This is a genomic window from Rhizobium sp. PvP014, assembly GCF_017876855.1.
Classification (GTDB): Bacteria; Pseudomonadota; Alphaproteobacteria; order Rhizobiales; family Rhizobiaceae; genus Neorhizobium; species Neorhizobium soli.
The window spans coordinates 1,406,332-1,430,964 of the sequence record NZ_JAGIOT010000002.1; the positions used below are offsets into that span (position 1 = coordinate 1,406,332).

The following is a 24,633-nucleotide window of genomic DNA, read 5'->3' on the forward strand; positions in this document are numbered from 1 at the left end:
TCGGAGAATGCCGAAGGTATAGCTTTGCCATGACGTCACCGCATGCGCATACGAGACCTGCTCTGCAAGCGTCCGGCATTTCCGCCGGCATGGGCCTGATGCTGCTTGCCATGCTGATCACGCCGCTGATCGACGTGTTTTCCAAGCTTGCGACCGACGCTGCCTCGCCGACGCTCATCACCATGGTTCGCTTCGTCGTCCAAGGCCTCTGCATGCTGCCGATCGTGCTGTGGACCGGGTCGTGGCGCAATTTCTCCTGGGAGCTCAGTTTCTATCACGCCATCCGCGCGGCGGTGATCACGCTGTCGATGATCTGCTTCGTCGCAACGCTTGCCGTGATGGAAGTCGCAGATGCCGTCGCAATCTTCTTCGTCGAGCCGATCATCCTCACCGTCATGTCGTCGATCTTCCTCAAGGAAATCATCGGCTGGAGGCGCTACACCGCCTGCGGCGTTGGTTTTCTGGGCGCGATGATCGTCATCCGCCCAAGCTTTCAGGAAATCGGCTATATCGCGGTATTGCCCGTGGTCACAGCTTTCGGCGTCGCCGTCTTCGCCCTGATGACGCGGGCGCTCGCCCATCGCGAAAACCCATGGTCGATGCAGTTTCAGATGTCGCTCTGGGGAATTCCGATATCAGGTGCCCTCCTCCTGATCGGTCATGTCAGCGGCATCGAATTCATGGCCCCGTCGATCCCCGATTTGACGACGACCACATGGATGGTCGGCGTCGGCACGGTCGCTGCCCTCTCCGGCCTGCTTGCCGTCTATGCCTATCGCGCCGCGCCCGCCTCCGTCATTGCGCCGCTGCAGTATTTCGAGATCGTCTCGGCGACTTTGTTGGGCTGGCTGGTGTTCGGTGATTTCCCGGATCCGGTCAAATGGCTCGGCATCTCCATCATCATCGGGTCAGGCCTCTACATCATCTGGCGCGAACGCCGCGCCGCCTCGCTTAAGCCCGTCACCAACAGCGAAAACACAGTGGTAAGCCCCTGATCATGGATGAGCCCAAGAAAAAGCCGCCGCTTGCCGGCATTCGCGTTCTCGAACTGGCCCGCGTGCTCGCAGGCCCCTGGGCCGGCCAGATGCTGGCCGATATGGGTGCCGATGTGGTCAAGGTCGAAAACCCTGACGGCGGCGACGATACCCGCGCTTGGGGCCCTCCCTTCGTCGAAAGCGTCGACGGCGAAAACCTCTCTGCCGCCTATTACCATTCGACCAACCGGGGAAAGCGGTCGATCGCGGTCGATCTCAAGACCGAAGAAGGCCAGGACATCGTCCGCCGCCTCGCCGCGCAGTCGGACGTCCTGATCGAGAACTTCAAGGTCGGCGGCCTCAACAAATACGGGCTCGACTACGAGAGCCTGAAGGCGATCAATCCGAAACTGGTCTATTGCTCGATTACCGGTTTCGGCCAGGACGGGCCCTATGCGAGCCTTGCCGGCTACGACTATATCGTCCAGGGCATGTCCGGCTTCATGTCGATCACTGGCGAACCCGACGGCCAGCCGATGAAGTCGGGCGTCGCCATCGCCGACATCTTTACCGGCATCTATTCCGTCACCGCCATCCAGAGCGCGCTGATCCACGTCATGAGGACGGGCGAAGGCCAGCATATCGACATGGCGCTGCTCGATGTCATGTCGGCGGTCCTTGCCAACCAGAACATGAACTACCTGATATCAGGCATCTCGCCGGTCCGCCTCGGCAACGCCCATCCGAACATCTCGCCTTATGAGGTGATCAACGTGCAGGACGGCTACATCATTCTCGCCGTTGGCAATGACGGCCAGTTCCGCCGCTTCTGCCGAATTCTCGGCATCGAGCACGTCGCGGATGACGAGCGGTTTTCCACCAACAAGGCGCGTGTCGCGCACAGGATCGAGGTCCGCGGTCTACTGATCGCCGAGACGATCAAGTGGACCAAGGCCGAGCTCCTCTCCGCCTGCGGCGACAGTGCCGTGCCGGTCGGACCGATCAATTCGATCGGTGAAATGTTCGAGGATCCCCAGGTCAAGGCGCGCGGTCTGCGTGTGGATCTCGAGGCAGCCGACGGCACTGTCATCCCCGGCGTCCGCAGCCCGATCGTGCTATCGGAGACGCCTCTTGCCTATTACCGGCCAAGCCCGAACGTGGGCGAGCATACGGCCGAAATTCTTGCCGAACTGAACATGATCGAGAAGGAACGCAATCGATGAAGACGGGTGGAGAACTGATCGTCGAGGCACTGAAGGCAAACGGGGTCAGCAGAGTGTCCTGCGTTCCGGGCGAGAGCTATCTTGCCGTGCTCGACGCGCTCTATGAAAGCGGTATCGAGGTTCTCGTCTGCCGCCAGGAAGGCGGCGCGGCGATGATGGCGGACAGCTGGGGGCGGCTGACGGGCGAACCCGGCATCTGCATGGTCACCCGTGGCCCCGGCGCCACCAACGCGTCTGCCGGTCTCCACATCGCCAAACAGGATTCGATCCCGATGATCCTGTTCATCGGCCAGATCGGCCGCGACATGAAGGAACGCGAAGCGTTTCAGGAAGTCGAATACCGCCGCGCCTTTACCGAGTTCGCCAAATGGGTCGGCGAAATCGACGATGCCCGCCGTATTCCGGAATTCGTCACCCGCGCCTTTGCCGTCGCCACTTCCGGCCGCCCCGGCCCAGTCGTGCTGACGCTGCCCGAGGATATGTTGACGGAAGCGGTCGAGGCGGTTCAGGCCCGCCCCTATACCCCGGTCGAAAGCCATCCCGGCAAGAGCCAGATCGCGACCTTCGACGAGATGCTGCGCAATGCAAGGCGGCCGATGGTAATCCTCGGCGGCACCCGCTGGGACGAGAAGACGGTTTCAGACTTCCAGGATTTCGCCAGCCGCTTCAAGCTGCCGGTCGGCTGCTCCTTCCGTCGCCAGATGCTGTTTGATCACCTCCACCCATCCTATGCCGGCGATGTCGGCATAGGCATCAACCCGGCGCTTGCCTATGAAATCAAGGATAGCGATCTGCTGATCCTTATCGGCGCCCGCATGTCGGAAATGCCGTCCTCCTCCTATACCCTGCTCGACATTCCCTACACCAAGCAGACACTGATCCACGTCTATCCGGATCCGGAAGAGCTTGGCCGGATGTACCGCCCGGATCTGGCGATCTGCGCGGCACCGGCGGAATTCGTTGCGGCCATCAAGGATCTGCAACCGCCGGCACTGCCGCTCTGGACCGAGCGCAAGTCGTCGATGCATGATTCCTATCTGAAGTGGTCGACGCCCCCGAAAAGCGGCCCCGGCAACGTCCACATGGGACCGATCATGGCCTGGATCGAGGAAAACGTTCCGATTGACGCGATCTTCACCAACGGCGCCGGCAACTACGCCACCTGGGTGCACCGGTACCACCGGTTCCGGAAATACAACACGCAGTCGGCACCGACATCAGGATCGATGGGCTACGGCCTTCCGGCAGCAGTCGCCGCCAAGCAGCTGTTTCCGGATCGTGAAGTCGTCTGCTTTGCCGGCGATGGCTGCTTCATGATGCACGGGCAGGAATTTATCACCGCCGTCCGCTACGGATTGCCGATCATCACTGTCCTCGTCAACAACGGCATCTACGGCACGATCCGCATGCATCAGGAGCGCGAATACCCCGGCCGCGTCTCGGCAACGGATCTCGTCAATCCGGATTTCGTCGCCTATGCGCAAGCCTTCGGCGGGCATGGCGAACTGGTAGAGAAGACGGAGGATTTCGGTCCCGCTTACCTTCGGGCCCGCGCAAGCGGCAAGCCGGCCATCATCGAAATCAGGCTCGATCCGGAAGCGATCACGCCGGCCAAAACGCTGACGCAGATCCGCAACAGGAACTGAAACGGCGGCATCTGCGCAATCACCCGGCGGAACATTCCGCCGGCCATGCCGTTGATGGCGCATGGCAAATGACACAAAACGCAAAGCACTGGGTGGCATGACGACCTTCGTCGCCGTCATCTTTTTTATCGGTCTCGCACTCGCGGCTTACTACTTCATCGGCATGACGCCGGGCGAGCCGTGATCGCAACGGATCAACGATACAAAAAGGGGGCCGGTTTTCACCGGCCCCCTTTTTCATGTCCGTATGAACCGAGCGATCAGATCGCCGCGGTCACGATGAACTCGACCTTGTACTTTGGCGCAGCGAGCTTGGCTTCGCTGGTGGCGCGGGCCGGCGTATTGGCCGGATCGACCCATGCTTCCCAAGCCGCGTTCATTTCAGCGAAATCCGCGATGTCGGAGAGATAGATCAGGGTCTGCAGGATCTTCGACTTGTCGGAACCGACAGCAGCCAGCAGACGATCGACTTCGGCAAGCGCGTCCTTGCACTGGTCGGTGACGCTGTCGCCTTCGCCAACCTGGCCGGCCAGATAGACGGTGTTGCCATGGACGACGGCGCCGCTCATGCGGGCGCCGGGCTCGATACGCTGAATGCTCATAAAATGCTCCTGAATGCTGAGCTTCGGAAATTAAGGGCGTGGCATACCGCGCCCTTGCGTGGAAAAGCTTTCGAACCGATCAGCCGCGCAGGCGCAGGCTCTGTTCATAGATCGCCGTGGAGCGTGCGCCCGAGCGGCAATAGCCAAGCAGCGGCTTGGGAAAATCTTCGAGCACGTCGACCATCTCGGTCACGCCTTCCGGTGTCAGGCCCATGCGGCCGACCGGGATATGGCGGATGTCGAGACCGAGCTCCTTCGCGCGTGCCTCGATCTCGGCGAAATCCGGCTGGCCGGGCTCTTCCTCGTCGGGGCGGTTGCAGACTATGGACTTGAAGCCGAGCGCCTTGATCTGGTCGAGGTCTTCGACCGTGATCTGGCCTGAGACCGAGTATTCGTCGTTGATCTCGCGGATATCCATGGCAGAGCCTCCATTCTCGATAGGGGGCAAGCTTTACGATGCACCCCGGGGAGCGTCAATCGCCAAGCGGCCTTTTACGCAAACACGAAGCGCAGGCCGTAGTCGACGCTTTCGCCGGGTTGAAGCCATTTCAGCTCGCCTGACGCCTCCAGTTCGCCGCGGGTGGCCAGCCGGTGCGAGACCGGCTCGATCCCCAGCACATGCGCCGGCTGCTTCTGGTTGCGCCACATCTGCAGGTATGGAAGCGTGTCGCTCTTAAAGCGCACTTTGAGCGTGAGACCACCGAGCGCCGCGATCGGTCCCAGTGCCAGTTCCGCCCAGGGATCGCCGCCCGCTGCCGGCACGCAGAACACGCTCCCTGGCTCGGGCCCGAAATTCCAGGGCATCTCTTTTTGCTCGAACATCGCGCTCGAAAGACGGACGTTGTCGTCCAGCAGCCAGGCCCCGATATTCATATGGTACATATGCACCCGGGCGATGGCTTTCGTTCCGGTGTTCGTCACCCTGTCGGACAGGCAGACTTCTCCGGTCACACCATCAATCCGCCAGTGGCGTTCCAGAAGCGCCGATTCCCCCTCGGCTGTCGTGACCGGAACGCGCGCCCGGCATTCGGCATCCTCCTGCATATCCCAGAACACGATCTCGGCCGGGTGCGACGAGTAGGAGCCGTGCAGCGGAAACTTCGCGCCATCGGGACGACCGGGTATGGGTTCGGGATGACGGATGTGGTCGGGACCGCAGGTAAACAAAAACCCTTCCAGCGAATGGTCGATTCGCGGATCGCCATCGTCAGGAATGGCCCGGCCGGGCGCGATGTCGACGCCGCCGACGAAACACGCGCCGATATCCAGCACCGATCCCTCGTCCAGAGTGAGCTTCGGCCCGTTTCCTGCTGAAAACGCTTTCATAAAACCTCCCTCACGGCGCCTCTCGCCGGATCGTGATCGAATTTAACCATCGGTTCATAACGAATTCACTTTTCTCACGGTAAAGTCGAAATTACGTTGTCTATGGCACCAGATACGGAGTCGGGAACCATATGCGCATTTCCCCGCTTACCGTAGACGGAATAATTTCTTTCGGTGGAAACGTGAAGCGTCTCATTCTCGCAAGTATCAGCCTAATGGCAATATCAGCAGCCTTCGGGCCATCGTCGGCGCAGGCTCAGAGCGGATATCGCTATCAGCAGCAGACGACCCTCGTGGCACCTGATGGCGCCATACTCGACTACATGCCGGATCCGCGCGACGTGGTGATCAGCCGCGACGGTATGGGCCGCCGCGTCTATCTCGATCGCCGCGGAAACATCGTTGCGACCGAAACGCGCCAGGATGCCTACCGCCCCCAGCAGGCGGAATATCCGCCGGCGCCGAGTGGCTACCGCAACCGTCGCGAAACCGTCTATCAGCCGCAGGATCAGTATCCGCAAGACCAGGGCGGATATCAGGATTACCGCCAGTATCGTCCCGGCGAAGAACCGGGTGCCGTGACCGGGTCGATTGCCGGCCCCGGTTCGATTACCCGCGAGCCTCTTACCAACGATGCACTTCCCGGCATCGACGAGAACTATTCCGAGCCCGAAGAAGCCTCGATCGACCCGAATGCGGGCTCGCAGCTTCCGGCACCGCAGCATGATGCCAAACCGGTCATCACCGTCACCAAGAAGCCGCAGGCCGAGATCGCCGCACTCCAGGTGTTTCTTGACCGCGAGGGCATCTCGCCCGGTGTGATCGACGGCCATCTTGGCGACAACGTCAACAAGGCGATCGCCGCCTGGCAGGAAATGACCGGCGAGACGCTTGATCCGAACAATTCCGAAGACATCATGCAGCGCCTGACCTATTCGGGCGGCCTGCCGATCATCGATTATACGATCACGGCCGCGGACGCTGCCGGACCATATGTTGCGTCTATCCCGGAAGACTACGCTCACAAGGCCATCCTGCCGGCTATGTCCTACACATCCGTGACCGAAAAGCTCGCCGAGCAGTTCCACATGGATGAGAACTACCTGAAGTCGCTCAACCCGAACGTCGACTTCACCATTCCCGGCATGACCATCAAGGTGATCAACCCCGGCACGCCGAAGACCGGACAGGTGACGCGGATCGTTGCCGACAAGTATCGCAAGCAGGTCTTCGCCTACGGTGAAGACGGCGTTCTGATTTCGGCTTATCCGGCCACGATCGGTTCGAGCGATACGCCATCGCCGTCGGGCAACCATACGGTCCAGCGCATCGCGCTCGATCCGGGCTACACCTACAATCCGAAGATCAACTTCACACAGGGCAACAACACCCAGATCCTGCAGATCCCTCCGGGTCCGAACGGCCCGGTGGGCACGGTCTGGATCGCCTTGTCGAAACCCACCTACGGCATTCACGGCACGCCGGAGCCTTCCAAGATCGGCAAGACCAACAGCCACGGCTGCGTGCGCCTCACCAATTGGGATGCGACGGAACTTGCCAAGATGGTCAAGCCCGGCACGACCGTCGAATTCCTCGAGTAGGTTTTGCCAGACTTAACAACGCAAAAAGCCTCTCCGGCAAACCGGAGAGGCTTTTTTTATGGCTACGTTGAATTGGCTTCAGGCCGCGTTGCGGCGAAACGGAAACAGTTTAGATCCCATCGAGCGTACGACGCGGACAGGCATCATGCGCATCACTTCCTGAGCGAAACTGCGCGCATTGTCTTTTGCCTTGTCGACATTGCTGACCTTTGTCGCATCGAGCGTGTGCAGCGTCCCACCGGTCTCGAACAGTTCCTTGAACGCAACTCGCTCGCCGATCGACGTCTCCAGCACATTGACGCCCTTGGCCGCCAGCAACCCCTTGATCGCCAGCATGGCTCGCGTCGTCACCATCGAGGTGACACGGGTAAGGACGACGGAATGCGGAATGTCGAGCTTGGCCTTGTCCTTCATCTGCGCGAGCAGATCGAGAATCTGTGCTGCGCCCTTCGCATCCATCGCCGAGCCCTGGACCGGGATGATGACGTGGTTGGAAAGCCCGATTGCAGTGGTTACCAGCGCGTCTCGCGCTCCGGCAAGATCGATGATGAAGTAGTCGGTCGAAGATGCCATCTCGCGCAGGTGGCAAGGAAGCGACGCCGTCGTGACTTCTGAAATCACCGAGAGGTTGGGCACGGGGCCGGAGATCTCGCACCACTGGCTGATCCACTTCTGCGGATCGGCATCGATTATCGTGATGCGAAATCCCTGGTGGGCGAGTTCCGTGGCAAGCAGCAGGGCTGCAGTCGTCTTGCCGGCACCGCCCTTGGCATTGGCAAATGAAATTACGGGCATTCTCGGTCCTTGATGAAATAGAGCCGCATCGCTCACCACCACGCCGCTTCATGCGCAGTTAACGTATTCTTCATGAACTTGGTTAACGAGACGTAAATTAAGGGTTAACGCATATTGCCTGTCACATTTCAGCATGCCGACCTAAAAAGGCTGAGAACGCAAATGTGGCCCGCGAAGCGATCGCGGGCCACATGTTGATCACGGATGTCTAGGGATCAGACCAGCGCTGCCGCCTGCTTGTGCTCCATCGCGAACTCTTCTTCCGGCGAAAGGATCAGACGATGGCGGCCAACAAGCGCGAAATAGGCGATCGCGACTGCAAACCAGATGACCACCCAGACGACGCCCTTGAAGAAGTTGGGATCCTGAACCTGATAGAGAAGCGTCACCACTGCGATGACGATCGTTAGGACGGCACCCGGAATGCCCAGTGGAGACCGGAACGGCCGCTCGATATTGGGCAGTTTCTTGCGCAAGATGATGAACGAGATCGCCTGCATGATGTAGGAGAACATCGCGCCGAACACCGCCATGTTGAGCAACACGCTGCCGATGGCGCTGCCGCCTGCTTCCGCACCGAGCGAGAACCAGATGACCAGCATCACGGCAAGACCGACCAGCGCTCCAGCCAGCATCGCGACGTAGGGCGTCTTGTAGGTCGGATGCGTGACCGAAAGCGCCGTCGGGAAATAGCCGGCCCTCGAGAGCGAGTAGATCTGGCGACCCTGTGCATAGAGGATCGTATGGAAGCTGGCGATCAGACCCGTCAGCGCCACCAGACCGAGGATAACGACGCCGCCGTCGCCATAAACGGACTTGAACCCGTCGAGAAGCGGCTCCAGCGCCGTACTCAGATGAAAGGCGCCGACACCCGGCAGAGAGGGATTGAGGAGCACAATCATGAAGGCCGACAGCATCAGCGTCATCATGCCGAGGATGATGCCCTTCGGCATGTCACGCTTCGGATCGACCGATTCTTCTGCCGCCAGCGGCAACTGTTCGATGGCAAGGAACAGCCAGACCGCAAAGGGAAGCGTTGCAAGCACGCCTGTGATCCCGAACGGGAACCAGTCGCCATTGCCTTCAGGCAGTTCGATCGCTGCACCATCAGGTCCGACGCCGATGTTCAGCGCCCAGCGGGAAAAGTCCATGTTGGGGATGGCGCTGACCCAGAAGAACACCAGCACCGCCAACGAAACGATCGTGATGACCAGCGTCACCTTGAACGACAGTTCGAGGCCGAACACGTTGAGCGCTAGGAAGATGATGTAGAACAGGATCCACAGGATCGGCGAGTAGACGGGATCGAGGCCGAGGATCGAATTCACATAGGCCGTAATAAAGGTAACGATGACGGCGGGCGTGAGCACGTATTCGACGTTCTCGCAGAGCCCTGTAATGAAGCCGCCCCAGGGTCCCATCGCCGTTCGCGCAAAGGAATAGGCAGCACCCGTGTGCGGCAGCGCCGGGCTCATCTCGGCGATCGAGAACGTCAGGCCGAGATACATGACGGCGATGATGATGCCTGCAACCAGCATCCCTCCCCATCCGCCGGTCGCGAAACCGAAATTCCAGCCCGAGAAATGCCCTGAGATAACGGCGCCGACGCCGAGCGCCCAAAGCGACCAGACCCCTGCATAGCGCGAAAGCCCGCGCTTTTCGAAATAGGCAGCATCCGCCTTCTTGTAGCTGACGCCCGCTGATGAACTTTCCATGCCTTCTCTCCTGATCAAAGAAATAGGCAGCGAGGCCGTCCGGCCCGCCGTCCCCGTCCATTCGGATCCGCCCGCTTTTGTCGGTGTCGGTATCCCGCAGCTCTGGCTGTTCCCCTGGTCTCTCAGTAAACCGGCTGGAGAGTTCCCACACCGGCCCGTCGAAAGCCTGCCTCGACCGTAGGCGGCTTCGTTTCGAATAAACTCGTTCATAGTCTAGGTCGTGAAGTCAGTGCCGGACGCGATGACTGTCCTTTGATCCCGCCGACATCGGTCTTGAAGCGATTTCGTGAAGTATGAACACGCATTAACCACGACGAGAATTCTTCACTTCCGCCGCGTCGTCAACGGTAATCTCAAATCTCCTCCATAGGCCCCGTTGACTCGGTCCTGGAAACGAATGTTAATCCTGTCACAAACCGGCGCAGACCGGAGGGAACGGCTTTCGTATGACCGGCAGGATTGACCAGTGATGACAGGGCAAACACGATTGCCGTGTCCGAGCGCAGTTCCCTCCGGACAAACGGATACAATTGGTGAGGGATATCTTCTAAATTCCTGAAATACAGGCCTGATTTCTAGCATGCGCTTGGAATGCGCGCTGTCACATACGATACACACAATGGCTCTACGAGTCGCGCCGAGACGCTCAACCCCAGGAGGACACCCGTGCTCAAGAACGCCCATCGTCTGCTGTCTCTGACGACAGCAGTCCTCATCGCTTCCACCAGCCTTGCAGCAGCCGAGCCGAGCGCGGAACTGATCGCCGCCGCCAAGAAGGAAGGCGCGCTGACCACCATCGCCCTGCCCCACAGCTGGTGCGGCTACGGCGACGTGATCGCCGGCTTCAAGGCAAAGTACGGAATCGAAGTCAACGAACTGAACCCGGACGCGAGCTCGGGCGACGAAATCGAAGCCATCAAGGCCAACAAGGGCAACAAGGGCCCGCAGGCTCCTGACGTGATCGACGTTGGTCTGTCCTTCGGCCCGTCCGCCAAGGCCGAAGGCCTGATCCAGCCTTACAAGGTTTCCACCTGGGACTCGATCCCGGCCGAAGCCAAGGATGCTGAAGGCTACTGGTACGGCGACTATTACGGCGTTCTCGCGTTCATGGTGAACAAGGATCTCGTCAAGGAATCGCCGAAGGACTGGAAGGATCTTCTGAAGTCCGACTACGCGAACGCCGTCGCACTCGCCGGCGACCCGCGCTCTGCCAACCAGGCTGTCCAGGGCGTCTATGCTGCCGGTCTCTCCGCCGCTAAGGGCGATGCCGCCAAGGCTGGCGAAGAAGGCCTGAAGTTCTTCGCAGAACTCAACAAGGCCGGCAACTTCGTTCCGGTCATCGGCAAGGCTGCCCCGTTCGCACAGGGCTCCACCCCGATCATCATCGCCTGGGACTACAACGCTCTGTCCTGGGGCGAAAGCCTGAAGGGCAACCCGCCTTATGAAGTCGTCGTTCCGCAGTCGGGCGTCGTTGCCGGCGTCTACGTGCAGGCGATCTCCGCTTTCGCACCGCATCCGAACGCTGCCAAGCTGTGGATGGAATACCTCTATTCCGACGAAGGCCAGCTCGGTTGGCTGAAGGGCTATTGCCACCCGATCCGGTTCAACGATCTTGCCAAGAACAACAAGATCCCGAAGGCACTGCTCGACGCCCTGCCGCCGGCCGCGTCCTATGAAAAGGCCGTATTCCCGACACTCGAAGAGCAGGCTGCCGGCAAGACCGCGATCACCACGAAGTGGGATTCCGTGGTCGGCGCCAACGTCAAGTAATCTAGCCTAGACGGCCTTCCCGCTCCGCTTTTATGGGCGCGGGGAGGCCTTTTTCCTCCTCCGACAGAAACACCGGATTCATGTCCACCGCATCATCGTCCTTCATCGACCGCCGTACCGTCGTCGATTGGCTCGGCGTCGCGCCGTTCATGATCTTCGCGTTGATGTTTCTGATCGTCCCGACTTTCTATCTCGTCGTCGGCGCCTTCTTCACGCCCGAGGGAACGTTCACCTTCAAGAATATCGCAGACCTGTTCACGCCGACAATCCTTTCGGCCTACTGGATCTCGATCAAGGTCTCCTTCGCCTCATCGCTCGGTGGCGCGATCATCGGCTTTGCGCTCGCCTGGGCAATCGTTCTTGGTGGCCTGCCGTCCTGGATCCGATCGAGCCTCCTGACTTTCTCCGGTGTCGCCTCGAACTTTGCCGGCGTGCCCCTCGCCTTCGCCTTTATCGCCACGCTCGGCCGCACAGGGCTCGTGACCGTCTTCATGCGCGACTGGTTCGGCTTCAATCTCTATTCGACCGGCTTCAATCTCCTCTCCTTCGTGGGCTTGACCCTCACCTACATGTTCTTCCAGATCCCGCTGATGGTGCTGATCCTGACCCCGGCACTCGACGGTCTGAAGAAGGAGTGGCGTGAAGCCTCCGAGATCCTCGGCGCATCCACCTGGCAATATTGGCGCATGGTGGCGATGCCGATCCTGTGGCCAAGCCTCCTCGGCACCAGCCTGCTTCTGTTCGCCAACGCCTTCGGCGCGATCGCCACGGCCTATGCGCTGACCGGCTCCTCGCTCAACATCGTGCCGATCCTGCTCTATGCGCAGATCCGCGGCGACGTGCTGCACAATCCAAACCTCGGCTATGCGCTGGCACTCGGCATGATCGTCATCACCGGCGCCTCCAACGTCTTGTACATCTGGCTGCGCATGCGCGCCGAACGCTGGCAGAAGTGAGGATGCGCGAGATGAAGATGACAAAATTCTTCGCCTGGCTCGCCATCGCCGTAGGCGTCATCTACTTTTTCGTGCCGCTGCTCGGCACGTTCGAATTCTCGCTGCGCATGCGGCGCGGCGAATACTCGTTCGATGCCTATGACTCGGTCTTTTCGGATGCCGCTTTCCGGGCGACCTTCGGCTTCTCCATGCTGATGGCGCTGCTCACCATAATCTTCGGCATGCTGCTGATCGTGCCAACGGCCTACTGGGTCAGGCTCCGCGTCCCGCAGATGCGCCCGGTGATGGAGTTAATCACCTTGATGCCGCTGGTCATCCCGGCGATCGTCATCGTCTTCGGCTATCTCAGGCTCTACAATTCGTCGTCCTACATCCCCTTCACAGGCTCGACCTTCGGCACGAATGTGCTTCTGGTCATGTCCTACATCACCCTGTCGCTGCCCTACATGTATCGCTCGGTCGATACGGCGATGCGCACCATCGACGTCAGGACCTTGACGGAAGCGGCGGAAATCCTTGGCGCCAAATGGCCGACGATCCTGTTTCGCTGCATCTTCCCGAACGTGATGTCGGGCGTGCTGTCGGGCGCCTTCATCACCTTCGCGATCGTGATGGGCGAGTTCACCATGGCCGCCCTTCTCAACCGACCCGCATTCGGTCCCTATCTCCAGCTCGTGGGCGCCAACAAGGCCTATGAGCCGTCGGCGCTCGCCGTGATCGCCTTTGCAATCACCTGGCTTTCGATGGGCCTGCTCCAGCTCGTTTCCCGTTTCAGCAAGATGGCACCCTCCCGGGCTTAGGGACTGCGCCTCAAGGATTTTCACCTCATGTCGTTTCTCGTTCTCGACGGTATCAAGAAAAGCTTCGGCCAGACGCAGGTCGTCAAGGACTTCCATATGGCGATTGAGAAAGGGGAATTCGTCTCCTTCCTCGGACCGTCCGGTTGCGGCAAGACCACGGTGCTCAGGATGATCGCCGGCTTCGAGAACCCGAGCGACGGCACGATCGTGATTAACGGGAAAAATCAGTCAGGCCTGAAGACCAGCCAGCGCAATATCGGCATGGTGTTCCAGGCCTATGCGCTGTTTCCCAACATGAACGTGTTCGACAACGTCGCCTTCGGCCTCAAGGTCGCTGGCATGTCGAAGGCGGATATCGACGCCCGCGTGAAGGAAATGCTGAAGCTGATCGGCCTCGAACATCTAGCCGACCGTTACCCGTACCAGATGTCCGGCGGCCAGCAGCAACGCGTCGCACTCGCCCGCGCGCTTGCGCCGAAACCGCAGGTCCTGCTGCTCGACGAACCGTTGTCTGCGCTCGATGCAAAGATCCGCGTATCGCTGCGTGAGGAAATCCGTCAGATCCAGAGGAAGCTCGGCATCACCACAGTGTTCGTCACGCACGATCAGGAGGAAGCGCTGTCCATCTCGGATCGGATCGTCGTCATGAACGCCGGTCGCGCCGACCAGATCGGCACGCCGTCGGAGATCTACAACCGCCCGGCCACCCGCTTCGTCGCCTCGTTTGTCGGCACGCTCAACATCATCGATGCGATCGTCGCCGATCCAGCCGCCAACACCATCCGCATCGGCGACAACATCATCACGCTGCGCGAACCGATCGGCGCCTTGAACCAAGGCGACACCGTTTCGATCGCGCTGCGTCCTGAAGCTGGTTCGCTTTCGAAGAGCGCCACGGGCGATACGGCTTTGACCGGCACCGTCGTCTCGACACATTTCCTAGGGTCCGTCGTGCGCACCAGGTTCACCGCGGGCGGCAACCAGATCTCGTTCGACATGTTCAACGCACCGGACAAGGTCCTGCCGCAGCCCGGCGAAACAGTGACCCTGCGTTTCGCCGCAAGCGACCTGCTGGTGGTCAAGGAATAGGCGCTGCGCGCCGCGACTGGCAAATGCTTGATCGCTAACAACGCAGCAATATCAAACAGAAGAAGCCGGCAAGTGATTCAACTTGCCGGCTTCTTGATTCAATCTGTGAACATGGCGGCAGACCGCCTATGCGGCGTCTTCCACCGCCGCCACATTGGTCGGAATATAGTTGAGCACAGGCCCGAGCCAGCGCTCGACCTCTTCGATCGGCATGCCCTTGCGGGATGCATAATCCTCGACCTGGTCCCGCTCCACCTTGGCGACGCCGAAATAGTAGCTGGCGGGATGGCCGATATAAAAGCCAGAGACGGATGATCCCGGCCACATCGCATAGCTTTCGGTCAGCGTCACACCTGTCGCCTTGGTGGCGTCGAGCAGCCTGAACAGCGTTTCCTTTTCCGTATGGTCGGGTTGCGCCGGGTAGCCGGGCGCCGGACGGATGCCCGCATACTGCTCGTGAATCAACTCGTCGCTCGTGAGCGTCTCGTCCGGCGCATAGCCCCAGTATTCCTGGCGCACGCGCTGGTGCATGCGTTCGGCAAACGCTTCCGCAAACCGGTCGGCGAGCGCCTTGACTAGGATCGACGAATAATCGTCGTTCGCCCGCTCGAACCGTTCCGCGATCGCCACTTCCTCTATACCGGCCGTGACCACGAAGCCGCCGACATAATCGGCCTTGCCGCTCGAAACCGGTGCGACGAAATCCGACAGCGCCACATTCGGCCGGCCGTCACGCTTGGACAGCTGCTGGCGCAGCGTGAACAGGGTCTCGAGTTCCGTGCTGCGGGTCTCGTCGGTAAACAGCTTGATGTCGTCGCCGACAGCGTTGGCCGGCCAGAAGCCGATCACGGCCTGGGGCCGGAACCACTTTTCCGCAATGATTTTTTGAAGCATCGTTTGCGCATCTGCAAACAGATGCCGCGCGGCCTCGCCCTGCTTCTCGTCTTCGAGAATGGCCGGATAGCGACCCTTCAGTTCCCAGGTCTGGAAAAACGGCGTCCAGTCGATATAGGTCGCAAGCTCCGCCAGATCGTAGCCTTCGAACACTTTCGTGCCGAAGAACTGCGGCTTCTTGGGGTCATAGGATGTCCAGTCGACCGTCTCGGCATTGGCGCGGGCACGCTCGATCGGCAGCCGCTTCTTGTCCGCTTCCGAACGGGCATGCGCCGCTGCGACCTTGGCATATTCGCCGCGGATCGTCTCGACATAGCCATCCTTCGCGTCCGGCGACAGAAGCGCCGAGACGACGCCGACGGCGCGCGAGGCATCGGTGACATAGACCGCCTGGCCCCGCTCGTAACGCGGATGGATCTTGACGGCCGTGTGAACCCGGCTGGTGGTGGCGCCGCCGATCAGCAGCGGCACGTTGAAGCCCTGCCGCTCCATTTCGGCTGCCACATGCACCATTTCGTCGAGCGACGGCGTGATCAGGCCCGACAGACCGATGATATCGACCTGTTCGGCAATTGCCGTTTCGAGGATCTTCGTCGCCGGTACCATCACGCCGAGATCGACGATTTCGTAATTGTTGCAGGCGAGCACGACGCCGACAATGTTCTTGCCGATGTCGTGGACGTCGCCCTTGACGGTCGCCATCAGGATCTTGCCGGCGGTCTTGCGCTGGTCGCCGCCGTTCAGGCGCTTTTCCTCTTCCATGTAAGGCAACAGCACCGCAACCGCCTGCTTCATCACGCGGGCGGACTTCACCACCTGCGGCAGGAACATCTTGCCCGAACCGAACAGATCACCGACCACATTCATGCCGGCCATCAGCGGCCCCTCGATGACGTGGAGCGGACGCGCGGCCTGCAGCCGCGCCTCTTCCGTATCGGCGTCGATGAATTCGGTAATGCCATTGACCAGCGCGTGCGACAGCCGCTCTTCGACAGAGCGCTCGCGCCATGCCAGATCCTGCACCCTTGCTTCCTTACCGGGGCCGCCGCGATATTTTTCGGCCACCTCCAGCAGCCGCTCGGTTCCGTCGGCGCGGCGGTTCAGCACCACATCCTCGCAGGCCTCGCGCAGTTCCGGATCGATGTTCTCGTAGATCGCCAGCTGACCGGCATTGACGATGCCCATGTCCATGCCCGCCTGGATGGCGTGGTACAGGAACACGGCATGCATCGCCTCGCGCACCGGCTCGTTGCCGCGGAACGAGAAGGAGAGGTTCGAAACGCCGCCCGAGATATGCACCAGCGGCATGCGTTCACGGATGGTGCGCGTCGCCTCGATAAAGTCGACGCCGTAATTGTTGTGTTCCTCGATCCCGGTCGCCACCGCAAACACGTTCGGATCGAAGATGATATCCTCAGGCGGAAAGCCTGCCTGCTCGGTCAGGATCTTGTAGGCGCGGCTGCAGATCTCGACCTTGCGGTCATAGGTATCCGCCTGGCCGGTCTCGTCGAACGCCATGACAACGACAGCTGCGCCGTAATTGCGAATCAGCTTGGCCTGCCCCAGAAACTTTTCCTCGCCTTCCTTCAGCGAGATCGAGTTGACGATCGGTTTGCCCTGAACGCATTTCAGTCCGCCTTCGATGATCTCGAACTTAGAGCTGTCGATCATGACTGGAACGCGCGCGATATCCGGCTCGGCGGCGATCAGGTTGAGAAACTCGATCATCGCCTGACCTGAGTCGATCAGGCCCTCGTCCATGTTGATGTCGATGACCTGCGCGCCGTTCTCGACCTGGTCGCGGGCAACGACCAGCGCTGCCGCATAATCGCCGGCGGTGATCAGCTTGCGGAATTTGGCCGAACCGGTGACGTTGGTGCGTTCGCCGACATTCACGAACGGGATGTCTTTTGTCAGTGTGAAGGGCTCGAGGCCCGACAGCGACATGAACGGCGAATGCTCCGGGATCTGGCGCGGCTTGTACTTGGAGACAGCCTCGGCGATCGCGCGAATATGCTCCGGCGTCGAGCCGCAGCAGCCGCCGACGACGTTGACGAGACCTTCGCGGGCAAATCCCTCGACCTGCTTCGCCATCATTTCAGGCGTCTCGTCATACTGACCAAACTCGTTGGGCAGGCCGGCATTCGGATAGGCGCAGATGAACGTGTCGGAAACGCCCGACAATTCCTGCAGGTGCGGACGCATGGCATCTGCGCCAAGCGCGCAGTTGAGACCGATTGTGAACGGGTTCGAATGGCGCACAGAGTTCCAGAACGCAGACGGCGTCTGGCCGGACAGCGTGCGTCCGGAAAGGTCGGTGATCGTGCCCGATATCATCACCGGCAGGCGAATACCCTTCGCCTCGAAGCGCTCCTCGCAGGCAAAGATCGCAGCCTTGGCGTTGAGCGTGTCGAAGATCGTTTCGATCAGAATGATATCTGCACCGCCGTCGATAAGACCGTCGATCTGCTCGCCATAGGCAATCCGCAGGTCGTCGAAGGAGACGGCGCGGTAGCCCGGATTGTTGACATCGGGAGAAATCGAGGCCGTCCGGTTGGTCGGCCCGATGGCGCCGGCCACGAAACGGCGGCGGCCGTCTTCCTTTTCGGCGCGGATCGCGGCCCGGCGGGCAAGGCGTGCCCCGTCGCGGTTGAGATCGTAGACAGCGCCTTCCATCTCGTAATCCGCCTGGGCGATACGGGTGGAGGAAAACGTGTTGGTCTCGAGAATATCGGCGCCGGCCTTGGCGTAACGATAGTGGATATCCTCGATCGCCTGGGGCTGCGAGAGAATCAGAAGGTCGTTGTTGCCCTGCTGGTGACAGGCGCAACCGATGAAGCGTTCGCCACGAAAATGCTCTTCGTTGAAGCCGAGCCCCTGGATCTGGGTGCCCATGGCGCCATCTATCACGAGAATTCGTTCGCGTGCGGCCGCCTTTAGAGCTGCAAGGATTTCCGCACCGTCGCGGCGATCGCCTTCGGGACCGAAGAGTTCATCAAACAAGGGACACACTCCTGAACAGCATCAAACGGTATTCATAATCATATAAAGATGCGTTTATATGATGTCCAGCCGTCGTGCCGTGAGTAATAAACGAATTGTCGATGACAGGCCATACTCCTGACGGTATAGCCTTGAAGCAGAATGCAAAAGGGAGAGAAGCATGAGCGACGCGGGCCAGGTATCGAAATTCTGGAGCGATCTGCCCTACCACCGGCGCTGGCTGCTGCAACAGGCTGACGGCCTGTTCGATTTCTTCCAGCACAGGGCCATCAACCCCAAGGGCGGCTTCTTCGATCTCGATCCTACCGGCAACCCGCTCCCCGGCGACAATCCCGTTCGCGGCATTCACGCGTCCGCCCGCATGGTGCACTGCTATTCTATCGGCTATCTCTTGGGACGTCCGGGTACGGGCGACCTGGTCGACCACGGCATGAATTTTCTCTGGAACGGTCACCGCGACCAACAAAACGGTGGCTATGCCTGGTCGATGAACGACGATGGCCCAGCCGACAGCAACAAGCAGGGTTACGGCCACGCTTTCGTGCTGCTCGCCGCATCCTCCGCCAAGGTCGTCGGCCATCCGCTTGCGGACGCGATGCTGGCCGACGTTACCGACGTGCTGGAAACGCGGTTCTGGGATCGCGAACACGGCGCCATCGCAGAGGAATTCGCGTCCGACTGGTCGCCGATCGACGGTGGCAGCTACCGCGGCCAGAACTCAAACATGCACCTGACCGAAGCGCTGATGGCGGCCTTCGAGGCAACCGGCGAACGGCATTATCTTGATAAGGCCGAAAGCATTGCAGACCTCGTGATCAGGCGCCTCGCCGGCAGCGTAGGCTTCCGCGTCGCCGAGCATTTCGATACCGACTGGCAGATCGACAAGAACTACTACCACCAGGACGAGATGTTCCGCCCGGCCGGCACGACGCCCGGCCACTGGCTGGAATGGGCAAGACTGACGCTGCAACTGTGGACGCTCGGCGACAAGAAGCGCGCCTGGATGCCGGATGCGGCCAAGAACCTGTTCGTGCAGGCCATGTCACTCGGCTGGGACAAGGAAAAAGGCGGCTTTTTCTACACACTCAACTGGGAAGACAAGCCCGCCAAGACCAACAAGCTCTGGTGGCCGATGTGCGAGGGCGCTGGCGCTGCGCATTTCATCAACCAGCATCTGCCGGCAGACAGCTTCTACGAAGACAGCTACAGGCTGATCTGGGGCACCATCGCCAACAAGTTCGTCGACCACAAGAACGGCGGCTGGCACGAGGAACTCACGGAAGATCTGGTTCCGGCTCACACCCTGTTTCCCGGCAAGGGCGACATCTATCACGCGCTGCAGGCATGCCTCATCCCGCTGTTTCCCGCGGATGGCAGCCTGACGAAGATGATCGTGGAGGCGGACGGCCGAATCTGACGGCCGGTTCCGCCGGTCAGCCTCCCGAGACCATGGAGCGGATTAGCGAGACAAGGCTGTCGTAGTCATAGGGCTTGGTCACCAGGCCCGAACGCGACAGGCCTTCGGCGCCTTCGACATTGCGATCGCCGGTCGCGAAGATGACCGGGAGATCCGGAAATTGCGCGCGGAGTTTGATGGTCAGTTGCAGGCCTGTCATGTCGGGCAGATGCACGTCGGTAACCAGGATATCGACCGGCTGCTCGGAGGCAAGGCCCAGCGCCTCACCGGCCGTGCCGGCTTCGACGACGCCCATGCCGGCGTCCTGCAGGAAATCGGCTGTAGAGATGCGGATCAGGGCTTCGTCTTCTACGAACAAAACCTTGATCGGTGCGGCGCGCCCTTCATTTGCTTCGGCGGCTACGGTCGACATATCGAATTCTCCGGCAGCAGCCATGGCTGCGTGTGTGTTACCAGTCTGATTCTGGTTGATAACCTAGCGGAATGTTTAGGCCAAGGCCCAGCCTTATCGGGTTTGCCGACCAATTGCACGCCGGGATGAACAGGGTTCCGGAGCGAATGCGCGGTTTCTCTGACATATGGTGAAAAGCATGTGTATGAAGACCCCTCCCTGATTTGCCCGTTGGACGCTGCATTTAAGCCTGTGCTACAACGCGTTCAAGACATCCGCGCCCGTCTCTCCGCGCGCCTGTGTCGATCGCCTTTTCAGTAGGATGAGCGATGATCCTAAGCGAAATGACCGGGCGCACCGAACGCTTCGTACAGTTCATTCAGAAACGTGATTTCACCCGCGGTGAGGTCTATCTCCTTGCTGTGGTCGGCTTCCTGGTCGGCTTTGCAATTCGTCTGGCTCTGTCCGTTCCCATGAACGGCAAGGGAATCTACTTCTTTTTCGTGCCGTCGATCATCTTCGCCTCCGTCATCGGAGGCTTGAGACCGGGTGTGGTCGCTGCAGTCCTCTCCGTAATCGGTGTCTGGGCGTTGAAGGAACTGTCACCCGTCAGCGCGACCTCGGCGGAACTGAGAGTGGTCGCTCTGACCAGCCTGGCAATCGCCGTCACCGGCAAGGTCCTGCATATCGCCCGGATCATCATCGCAAAGACCCAGGCCAAGGCCGAGGTTCGCGAGGCGCATCTGCGATCGATCCTCGACACCGTGCTCGATGCCACCATCGTCATTACCAAGGAGGGCATCATCGTCTCCTTCAATTCCGCGGCCGTTCGCCAGTTCGGATATACGGAAGACGAGGTCGTCGGACGCAACCTGCGTATCCTCATGCCGGAGCCCTACCACCGTGAGCATGACGGCTATCTCGAGCGCTACGCGCGCACCGGCGAGAAGCGGATTATCGGACGGGATCGCGTCGTGGTCGGCCGCCGCAAGGATGGCTCCACCTTCCCGATGAAGCTTGCCGTTGGCGAAACCCGGTCGGGTGGCGAGACCTTCTATACCGGCTTCGTGCGAGATCTTACCGAACGCGCCGAATCGGCGGCACGATTGCAGGAAATGCAGGGTGAAGTCGCCCGTCTCGCGCGTCTGAACGAGATGGGTGAAATGGCCTCGACACTTGCCCATGAACTGAACCAACCGCTTTCGGCCATCGCGAATTATGTCCACGGCTGCGCAAGACTCCTGCGGGACATGGACGACGACATGGCGTCGCGATTGCGAGACGCGCTGAAGGAAGCCGGCAACCAATCGCTCCGCGCCGGGCAGATCATCAAGCACCTGCGCGAATTCGTGACGAAGGGCGAAACGGAAAAAGCACCCCACAACATCCGCCGGCTGATTGAAGAAGCCGCGGCTCTGGCCTTGGTCGGCTCTCGGGAAAACGGCGTGCGGACGATGTTCGAATTCAACGACGGCCCGGAAATCGTCGTCGCTGACAAGATCCAGATCCAGCAGGTCCTGACCAATCTGATGCGCAACGCAATCGAAGCGATGCGCGACAGTGAGCGGAGAGAGCTCACGATCCGCACGCTGGTCCAGGACGACGAGCACGTGGCCGTGGTCGTCGAAGACACAGGCCCCGGGATTGCGGAGGAGATCGAGGCCCAATTGTTCAAGCCATTCGTGACGACCAAGGCGGGTGGTATGGGAATCGGACTTTCGATATGCAAACGTATTATCGAAGCCCATGACGGTGAGATGGTGGTCACCCGAAATGTCGCCGGAGGTGCCACGTTCCGGTTCACGCTGCCGTTGTACAAGGAGGACGAAGAGAATGCCGACCGCTGACTACGTGGTGCATATCGTCGACGATGAGGAGCCGGTGCGCAAGTCGCTCGCCTTCATGCTGACGATGAACGGATTTGCCGTGCGCGTGCATGAAAGCGCGACGGCCTTCCTGAAATTTGCGCCCGGAACTCGCAACGCCCTGCTCATCAGCGACCTCAGGATGCCCGATATCGGGGGACTCGAGCTGATCAGGTCGCTCGCCGCCCAGAAGATACGGATGCCTGTGATCTTCATAACCGGCCACGGCGACGTGGCGATGGCAGTGGAAGCAATGAAGGCTGGCGCTGTCGATTTCATCGAAAAACCGTTCGACGATACGACCATCATCGAAGCAATCGAGCGGGCTGCCAAGCTTCTCGTCGAAAAGCCGACGGAAGTGACCGAGGTGCAGGAAGTGTTGAGCCGCCTCCAGTCGCTTAGCGATCGCGAGCGCCAGGTCCTTCTGGCAGTCGTTGCCGGCTTGCCGAACAAGTCGATCGCCTACGATCTCGACATCAGCCCCCGGACGGTTGAAGTCCACCGCGCCAACGTGATGGCCAAGATGCGGGCGCGCAGCCTGCCGCAGTTGGTTCGGATGACCATGGCGGCCGGATTCGACCAGGAGTGACGCCGAACCTGAACAAACGGACAATCCGCGATTTAATTGCAACTTCTTGATCTAACGCAAAGTCCGCTTGGGGCGTGGCGCGCATATTACAATCGGCGTCCAATGTCGCCCTAGCGCCCCCCGGATCCTGGATAGTCCACGTGTTGTCACCCTCGACCACTATTGCAGTGATCGCTCCGGATGCCGGGCTTAGACAGTCGCTGGCGTTCGCGCTGGAGGTCGAAGGTTTTCAGGTTCTGTCCTATGAAAGCTGGTGCGCGGGCCACGCTTCGGCAGCCTCGTCAGCGTGCACGATCATCGACTCCCACGAAGTCCACGGCAACCTCGACGCCCAGCACAAGCTTCTCGACTCTCCCAGCCGTTTCATCATGCTGGCAGACGGAATGACGCCGATCCCATCCAAAAACACGGCGCGCATCCTGATAAAGCCGTTCGATGGTGCCGAACTCCTGCGGATGGTGAGGGATTTCGCCCATCTGAGCCACGCCACGCCAGCACCGGTTGCTACGTAGAACTCCGTAGGGAGACACCTCAATATCGCCGACGAGTGGCTTGCGGCATCCTAGCTCTGATCACTTGGAGGAAGAGCCGTGAACGCTCCGGTCGCGAACGCCCAGGCAAAGATGCTAAACGCAACGCCGATCGCGTTTCCGTGTTCCTCCGCACCAGTCACCCGGGTTACCCAGGTCCAGACCTATGCCGGCGGCAAGGAAATCTACACGCCCGGCGAGAAATCCGGCACGTTCTACGAGGTCGAATTCGGCGCCGTCCGCCTCCATCGGCTGCTGTCCGATGGCCGCCGTCAGGTCATCGGCTTCTACCTTGCCGGCGAGACCTTTGGGTTTGAAGCCGACCGCACTCATGCCTTTTTTGCGGAAGCGATCGTTCCGACGGGACTGCGCAGCTTTTCCCAGCCCGGCAGTGGCGACGACATTCTGAAGCTCGCCTTGCGCGGCATGCTGCGCGCCCAGGAGCACTTGGCGGTCATTGGCCGCCAGACCGCGGTGGAGCGCATCGCCGGCTTCCTGCTGGACATGGCCAACCGCCAGGGCAATCTCGACCATTTCGACCTGCCGATGTCGAGGCTCGACATCGCGGATTATCTCGGCCTGACGATTGAAACCGTTTCGCGTGTGTTCGCAAAGCTGCGCGCATCCAACCTGATCAAACTGCAAAGCGTCCGCTGCGTGCAGATCCAGGACTTCAAGGCCCTCGCCAGCCTCTGCGCCTGAGGCTGAGCGAACCCTCAGCTGCCGACACCATCCAAGATCGTCCGCATCTCGCGCACGATGACTTCGCTTGTCCGGTATGATTGGTTAGCTTGAAAACCGAACTCGACAGCCCTGCCGTCACCGCGCTTGAGAACAGCGCGGCAGGAGCCGTGGACCTCGCGGGCACCGGTGCAGTTCAACAATTCGACAACGTTTGCCGGCGTGACCCCGCTGCCCGGCATGATCGACAACCGTGTCCCGGCTTGATCGACCAGTTGCTTCAACAGGTTCACCCCGTCTATGGCGCGCGGAACCAGCCCGGACGTCAGGATGCGCTCAACGCCGAGCGTCATCGCCACGTCGAGGGCCTCAACCGGATCCGGCACCAGATCGAAGGCACGGTGCAGTGTCACACCGAGACCGTCAGCATGTCGCATCAGGCGTTCGAGCAGCGCCACATCGAGACGGCCGTCGGCCAGATTCGCACCGATCACCACACCCGCCAACCCGGCGGACCGCACAGCGTCGATATCGCCGAGCATGGCCGCCTCGTCACCGAGACCGAACACGAAATCCCCTGCCCTCGGTCGGATCATCGCATAGACCGGGGTCGACGCTTTCGCCGCCAGTGCCATCAGCCCCGGCGACGGCGTCAGTCCGCCCAGATCGAGCGCCGCGCAGAGTTCGATCCGGTCGGCCCCGCCCGCCACAGCCGCCTCGAACCCCTCAGGCGTATCGACACAGACTTCGAGCGTGATCCGCATCG

22 protein-coding genes are annotated in these 24,633 nt (G+C 60.6%); 14 read left to right on the forward strand and 8 right to left on the reverse strand.

Annotation, left to right across the window (positions count from 1 at the left end):
- Nucleotides 1-29: 29 nt before the first annotated feature.
- From J3A65_RS11415 to J3A65_RS23485, 4 genes are all read left to right on the forward strand, one after another.
- Entirely contained in the window at nucleotides 30-995 is a 966-nt protein-coding gene (locus tag J3A65_RS11415; protein WP_209901277.1) for a DMT family transporter, read from the forward strand.
- A 2-nt stretch (nucleotides 996-997) separates the two neighbouring features.
- Nucleotides 998-2,197, forward strand: coding sequence for a CaiB/BaiF CoA-transferase family protein (locus tag J3A65_RS11420; protein ID WP_209901280.1), 1,200 nt, complete (start codon nucleotides 998-1,000; stop codon nucleotides 2,195-2,197).
- On the forward strand, nucleotides 2,194-3,843 hold the full coding sequence (locus J3A65_RS11425; RefSeq protein ID WP_209901282.1) for a thiamine pyrophosphate-binding protein: 1,650 nt from the start codon (nucleotides 2,194-2,196) through the stop codon (nucleotides 3,841-3,843). Before J3A65_RS11420 ends, J3A65_RS11425 begins: the two co-directional genes overlap by 4 nt.
- 61 nt (nucleotides 3,844-3,904) lie before the next feature.
- Nucleotides 3,905-4,027: a hypothetical protein gene (locus tag J3A65_RS23485; protein WP_256413794.1), complete on the forward strand. Its 123-nt coding sequence runs from the start codon at nucleotides 3,905-3,907 to the stop codon at nucleotides 4,025-4,027.
- A 76-nt stretch (nucleotides 4,028-4,103) separates the two neighbouring features.
- Here J3A65_RS23485 and J3A65_RS11430 read toward each other — a convergent pair whose 3' ends face one another.
- From J3A65_RS11430 to J3A65_RS11440, 3 genes are all read right to left on the reverse strand, one after another.
- On the reverse strand, nucleotides 4,104-4,445 hold the full coding sequence (locus tag J3A65_RS11430; RefSeq protein WP_062581144.1) for a RidA family protein: 342 nt from the start codon (nucleotides 4,443-4,445) through the stop codon (nucleotides 4,104-4,106).
- Between the two features lie 79 nt (nucleotides 4,446-4,524).
- Nucleotides 4,525-4,863 (reverse strand): TIGR01244 family sulfur transferase, encoded by a 339-nt coding sequence (locus J3A65_RS11435; RefSeq protein WP_113167049.1) that lies wholly within the window; start codon nucleotides 4,861-4,863, stop codon nucleotides 4,525-4,527.
- Nucleotides 4,864-4,937: 74 nt separating this feature from the next.
- The gene (locus J3A65_RS11440; RefSeq protein ID WP_209901284.1) at nucleotides 4,938-5,771 is read right to left on the reverse strand and encodes a DUF4432 family protein; all 834 of its coding nucleotides are present in this window, start codon (nucleotides 5,769-5,771) and stop codon (nucleotides 4,938-4,940) included.
- Between the two features lie 182 nt (nucleotides 5,772-5,953).
- Between J3A65_RS11440 and J3A65_RS11445 the strand changes: the two genes are divergently transcribed.
- The gene (locus J3A65_RS11445; RefSeq protein ID WP_209901286.1) at nucleotides 5,954-7,372 is read left to right on the forward strand and encodes a L,D-transpeptidase; all 1,419 of its coding nucleotides are present in this window, start codon (nucleotides 5,954-5,956) and stop codon (nucleotides 7,370-7,372) included.
- Between the two features lie 78 nt (nucleotides 7,373-7,450).
- Here the strand turns inward: J3A65_RS11445 and J3A65_RS11450 are convergent, their stop codons facing one another.
- Together J3A65_RS11450 and J3A65_RS11455 are read right to left on the reverse strand one after the other, a co-directional pair.
- A complete protein-coding gene (locus J3A65_RS11450) occupies nucleotides 7,451-8,167 on the reverse strand; it encodes a ParA family protein (RefSeq protein WP_062456077.1) in 717 nt (238 codons plus the stop codon).
- A 215-nt stretch (nucleotides 8,168-8,382) separates the two neighbouring features.
- On the reverse strand, nucleotides 8,383-9,882 hold the full coding sequence (locus J3A65_RS11455) for an amino acid permease (RefSeq protein ID WP_062456074.1): 1,500 nt from the start codon (nucleotides 9,880-9,882) through the stop codon (nucleotides 8,383-8,385).
- Between the two features lie 666 nt (nucleotides 9,883-10,548).
- Between J3A65_RS11455 and J3A65_RS11460 the strand changes: the two genes are divergently transcribed.
- The 4 genes from J3A65_RS11460 to J3A65_RS11475 all read left to right on the forward strand — a co-directional run bounded on the left by J3A65_RS11460 (nucleotide 10,549) and on the right by J3A65_RS11475 (nucleotide 14,497).
- Nucleotides 10,549-11,652, forward strand: a complete 1,104-nt coding sequence (locus J3A65_RS11460; protein ID WP_062581155.1) for an ABC transporter substrate-binding protein — start codon at nucleotides 10,549-10,551, stop codon at nucleotides 11,650-11,652.
- An 80-nt stretch (nucleotides 11,653-11,732) separates the two neighbouring features.
- Entirely contained in the window at nucleotides 11,733-12,608 is an 876-nt protein-coding gene (locus J3A65_RS11465) for an ABC transporter permease subunit (RefSeq protein WP_113110683.1), read from the forward strand.
- An 11-nt stretch (nucleotides 12,609-12,619) separates the two neighbouring features.
- Entirely contained in the window at nucleotides 12,620-13,408 is a 789-nt protein-coding gene (locus J3A65_RS11470) for an ABC transporter permease (RefSeq protein ID WP_209901288.1), read from the forward strand.
- 27 nt (nucleotides 13,409-13,435) lie between these two features.
- Complete coding sequence (locus tag J3A65_RS11475) at nucleotides 13,436-14,497, forward strand: ABC transporter ATP-binding protein (protein ID WP_209901291.1); 1,062 nt, start codon at nucleotides 13,436-13,438, stop codon at nucleotides 14,495-14,497.
- Nucleotides 14,498-14,623: 126 nt separating this feature from the next.
- Here the strand turns inward: J3A65_RS11475 and metH are convergent, their stop codons facing one another.
- Nucleotides 14,624-18,394: a methionine synthase gene (gene metH, locus J3A65_RS11480; RefSeq protein WP_209901293.1), complete on the reverse strand. Its 3,771-nt coding sequence runs from the start codon at nucleotides 18,392-18,394 to the stop codon at nucleotides 14,624-14,626.
- Nucleotides 18,395-18,554: 160 nt separating this feature from the next.
- On the opposite strand from metH, the gene J3A65_RS11485 reads away from it, so the two are divergent.
- Entirely contained in the window at nucleotides 18,555-19,811 is a 1,257-nt protein-coding gene (locus J3A65_RS11485; protein ID WP_209901295.1) for an AGE family epimerase/isomerase, read from the forward strand.
- A gap of 16 nt (nucleotides 19,812-19,827) precedes the next feature.
- Here the strand turns inward: J3A65_RS11485 and J3A65_RS11490 are convergent, their stop codons facing one another.
- Entirely contained in the window at nucleotides 19,828-20,223 is a 396-nt protein-coding gene (locus J3A65_RS11490; protein ID WP_209901297.1) for a response regulator, read from the reverse strand.
- 308 nt (nucleotides 20,224-20,531) lie between these two features.
- On the opposite strand from J3A65_RS11490, the gene J3A65_RS11495 reads away from it, so the two are divergent.
- The 4 genes from J3A65_RS11495 (at nucleotide 20,532) to J3A65_RS11510 (ending at nucleotide 23,888) form a co-directional block, all read left to right on the forward strand.
- A complete protein-coding gene (locus tag J3A65_RS11495; protein ID WP_274598251.1) occupies nucleotides 20,532-22,049 on the forward strand; it encodes a PAS domain-containing sensor histidine kinase in 1,518 nt (505 codons plus the stop codon).
- Nucleotides 22,036-22,656 (forward strand): response regulator FixJ, encoded by a 621-nt coding sequence (gene fixJ, locus J3A65_RS11500; protein ID WP_062456050.1) that lies wholly within the window; start codon nucleotides 22,036-22,038, stop codon nucleotides 22,654-22,656. The genes J3A65_RS11495 and fixJ overlap by 14 nt, the downstream gene beginning before the upstream one ends.
- Before the next feature lie 140 nt (nucleotides 22,657-22,796).
- A complete protein-coding gene (locus J3A65_RS11505) occupies nucleotides 22,797-23,168 on the forward strand; it encodes a transcriptional regulator (RefSeq protein ID WP_139283807.1) in 372 nt (123 codons plus the stop codon).
- Between the two features lie 78 nt (nucleotides 23,169-23,246).
- On the forward strand, nucleotides 23,247-23,888 hold the full coding sequence (locus J3A65_RS11510) for a helix-turn-helix domain-containing protein (RefSeq protein WP_244508750.1): 642 nt from the start codon (nucleotides 23,247-23,249) through the stop codon (nucleotides 23,886-23,888).
- 14 nt (nucleotides 23,889-23,902) lie between these two features.
- Here the strand turns inward: J3A65_RS11510 and J3A65_RS11515 are convergent, their stop codons facing one another.
- Nucleotides 23,903-24,631, reverse strand: coding sequence for a copper homeostasis protein CutC (locus tag J3A65_RS11515; protein ID WP_113110857.1), 729 nt, complete (start codon nucleotides 24,629-24,631; stop codon nucleotides 23,903-23,905).
- Nucleotides 24,632-24,633 lie beyond the last annotated feature (2 nt).

Excerpts from the sequence above, each read along its gene's own strand:
- J3A65_RS11415 (WP_209901277.1), top strand. The coding sequence starts at position 30 with ATGACGTCACCGCATGCGCATACGAGACCTGCTCTGCAAGCGTCCGGC.
- J3A65_RS11420 (WP_209901280.1), top strand. The coding sequence starts at position 998 with ATGGATGAGCCCAAGAAAAAGCCGCCGCTTGCCGGCATTCGCGTTCTC.
- J3A65_RS11425 (WP_209901282.1), top strand. The coding sequence starts at position 2,194 with ATGAAGACGGGTGGAGAACTGATCGTCGAGGCACTGAAGGCAAACGGG.
- J3A65_RS23485 (WP_256413794.1), top strand. The coding sequence starts at position 3,905 with ATGGCAAATGACACAAAACGCAAAGCACTGGGTGGCATGACGACCTTC.
- J3A65_RS11430 (WP_062581144.1), bottom strand. The coding sequence starts at position 4,445 with ATGAGCATTCAGCGTATCGAGCCCGGCGCCCGCATGAGCGGCGCCGTC.
- J3A65_RS11435 (WP_113167049.1), bottom strand. The coding sequence starts at position 4,863 with ATGGATATCCGCGAGATCAACGACGAATACTCGGTCTCAGGCCAGATC.
- J3A65_RS11440 (WP_209901284.1), bottom strand. The coding sequence starts at position 5,771 with ATGAAAGCGTTTTCAGCAGGAAACGGGCCGAAGCTCACTCTGGACGAG.
- J3A65_RS11450 (WP_062456077.1), bottom strand. The coding sequence starts at position 8,167 with ATGCCCGTAATTTCATTTGCCAATGCCAAGGGCGGTGCCGGCAAGACG.
- J3A65_RS11455 (WP_062456074.1), bottom strand. The coding sequence starts at position 9,882 with ATGGAAAGTTCATCAGCGGGCGTCAGCTACAAGAAGGCGGATGCTGCC.
- J3A65_RS11465 (WP_113110683.1), top strand. The coding sequence starts at position 11,733 with ATGTCCACCGCATCATCGTCCTTCATCGACCGCCGTACCGTCGTCGAT.
- J3A65_RS11470 (WP_209901288.1), top strand. The coding sequence starts at position 12,620 with ATGAAGATGACAAAATTCTTCGCCTGGCTCGCCATCGCCGTAGGCGTC.
- J3A65_RS11475 (WP_209901291.1), top strand. The coding sequence starts at position 13,436 with ATGTCGTTTCTCGTTCTCGACGGTATCAAGAAAAGCTTCGGCCAGACG.
- J3A65_RS11485 (WP_209901295.1), top strand. The coding sequence starts at position 18,555 with ATGAGCGACGCGGGCCAGGTATCGAAATTCTGGAGCGATCTGCCCTAC.
- J3A65_RS11490 (WP_209901297.1), bottom strand. The coding sequence starts at position 20,223 with ATGTCGACCGTAGCCGCCGAAGCAAATGAAGGGCGCGCCGCACCGATC.
- J3A65_RS11495 (WP_274598251.1), top strand. The coding sequence starts at position 20,532 with ATGATCCTAAGCGAAATGACCGGGCGCACCGAACGCTTCGTACAGTTC.
- fixJ (WP_062456050.1), top strand. The coding sequence starts at position 22,036 with ATGCCGACCGCTGACTACGTGGTGCATATCGTCGACGATGAGGAGCCG.
- J3A65_RS11515 (WP_113110857.1), bottom strand. The coding sequence starts at position 24,631 with ATGCGGATCACGCTCGAAGTCTGTGTCGATACGCCTGAGGGGTTCGAG.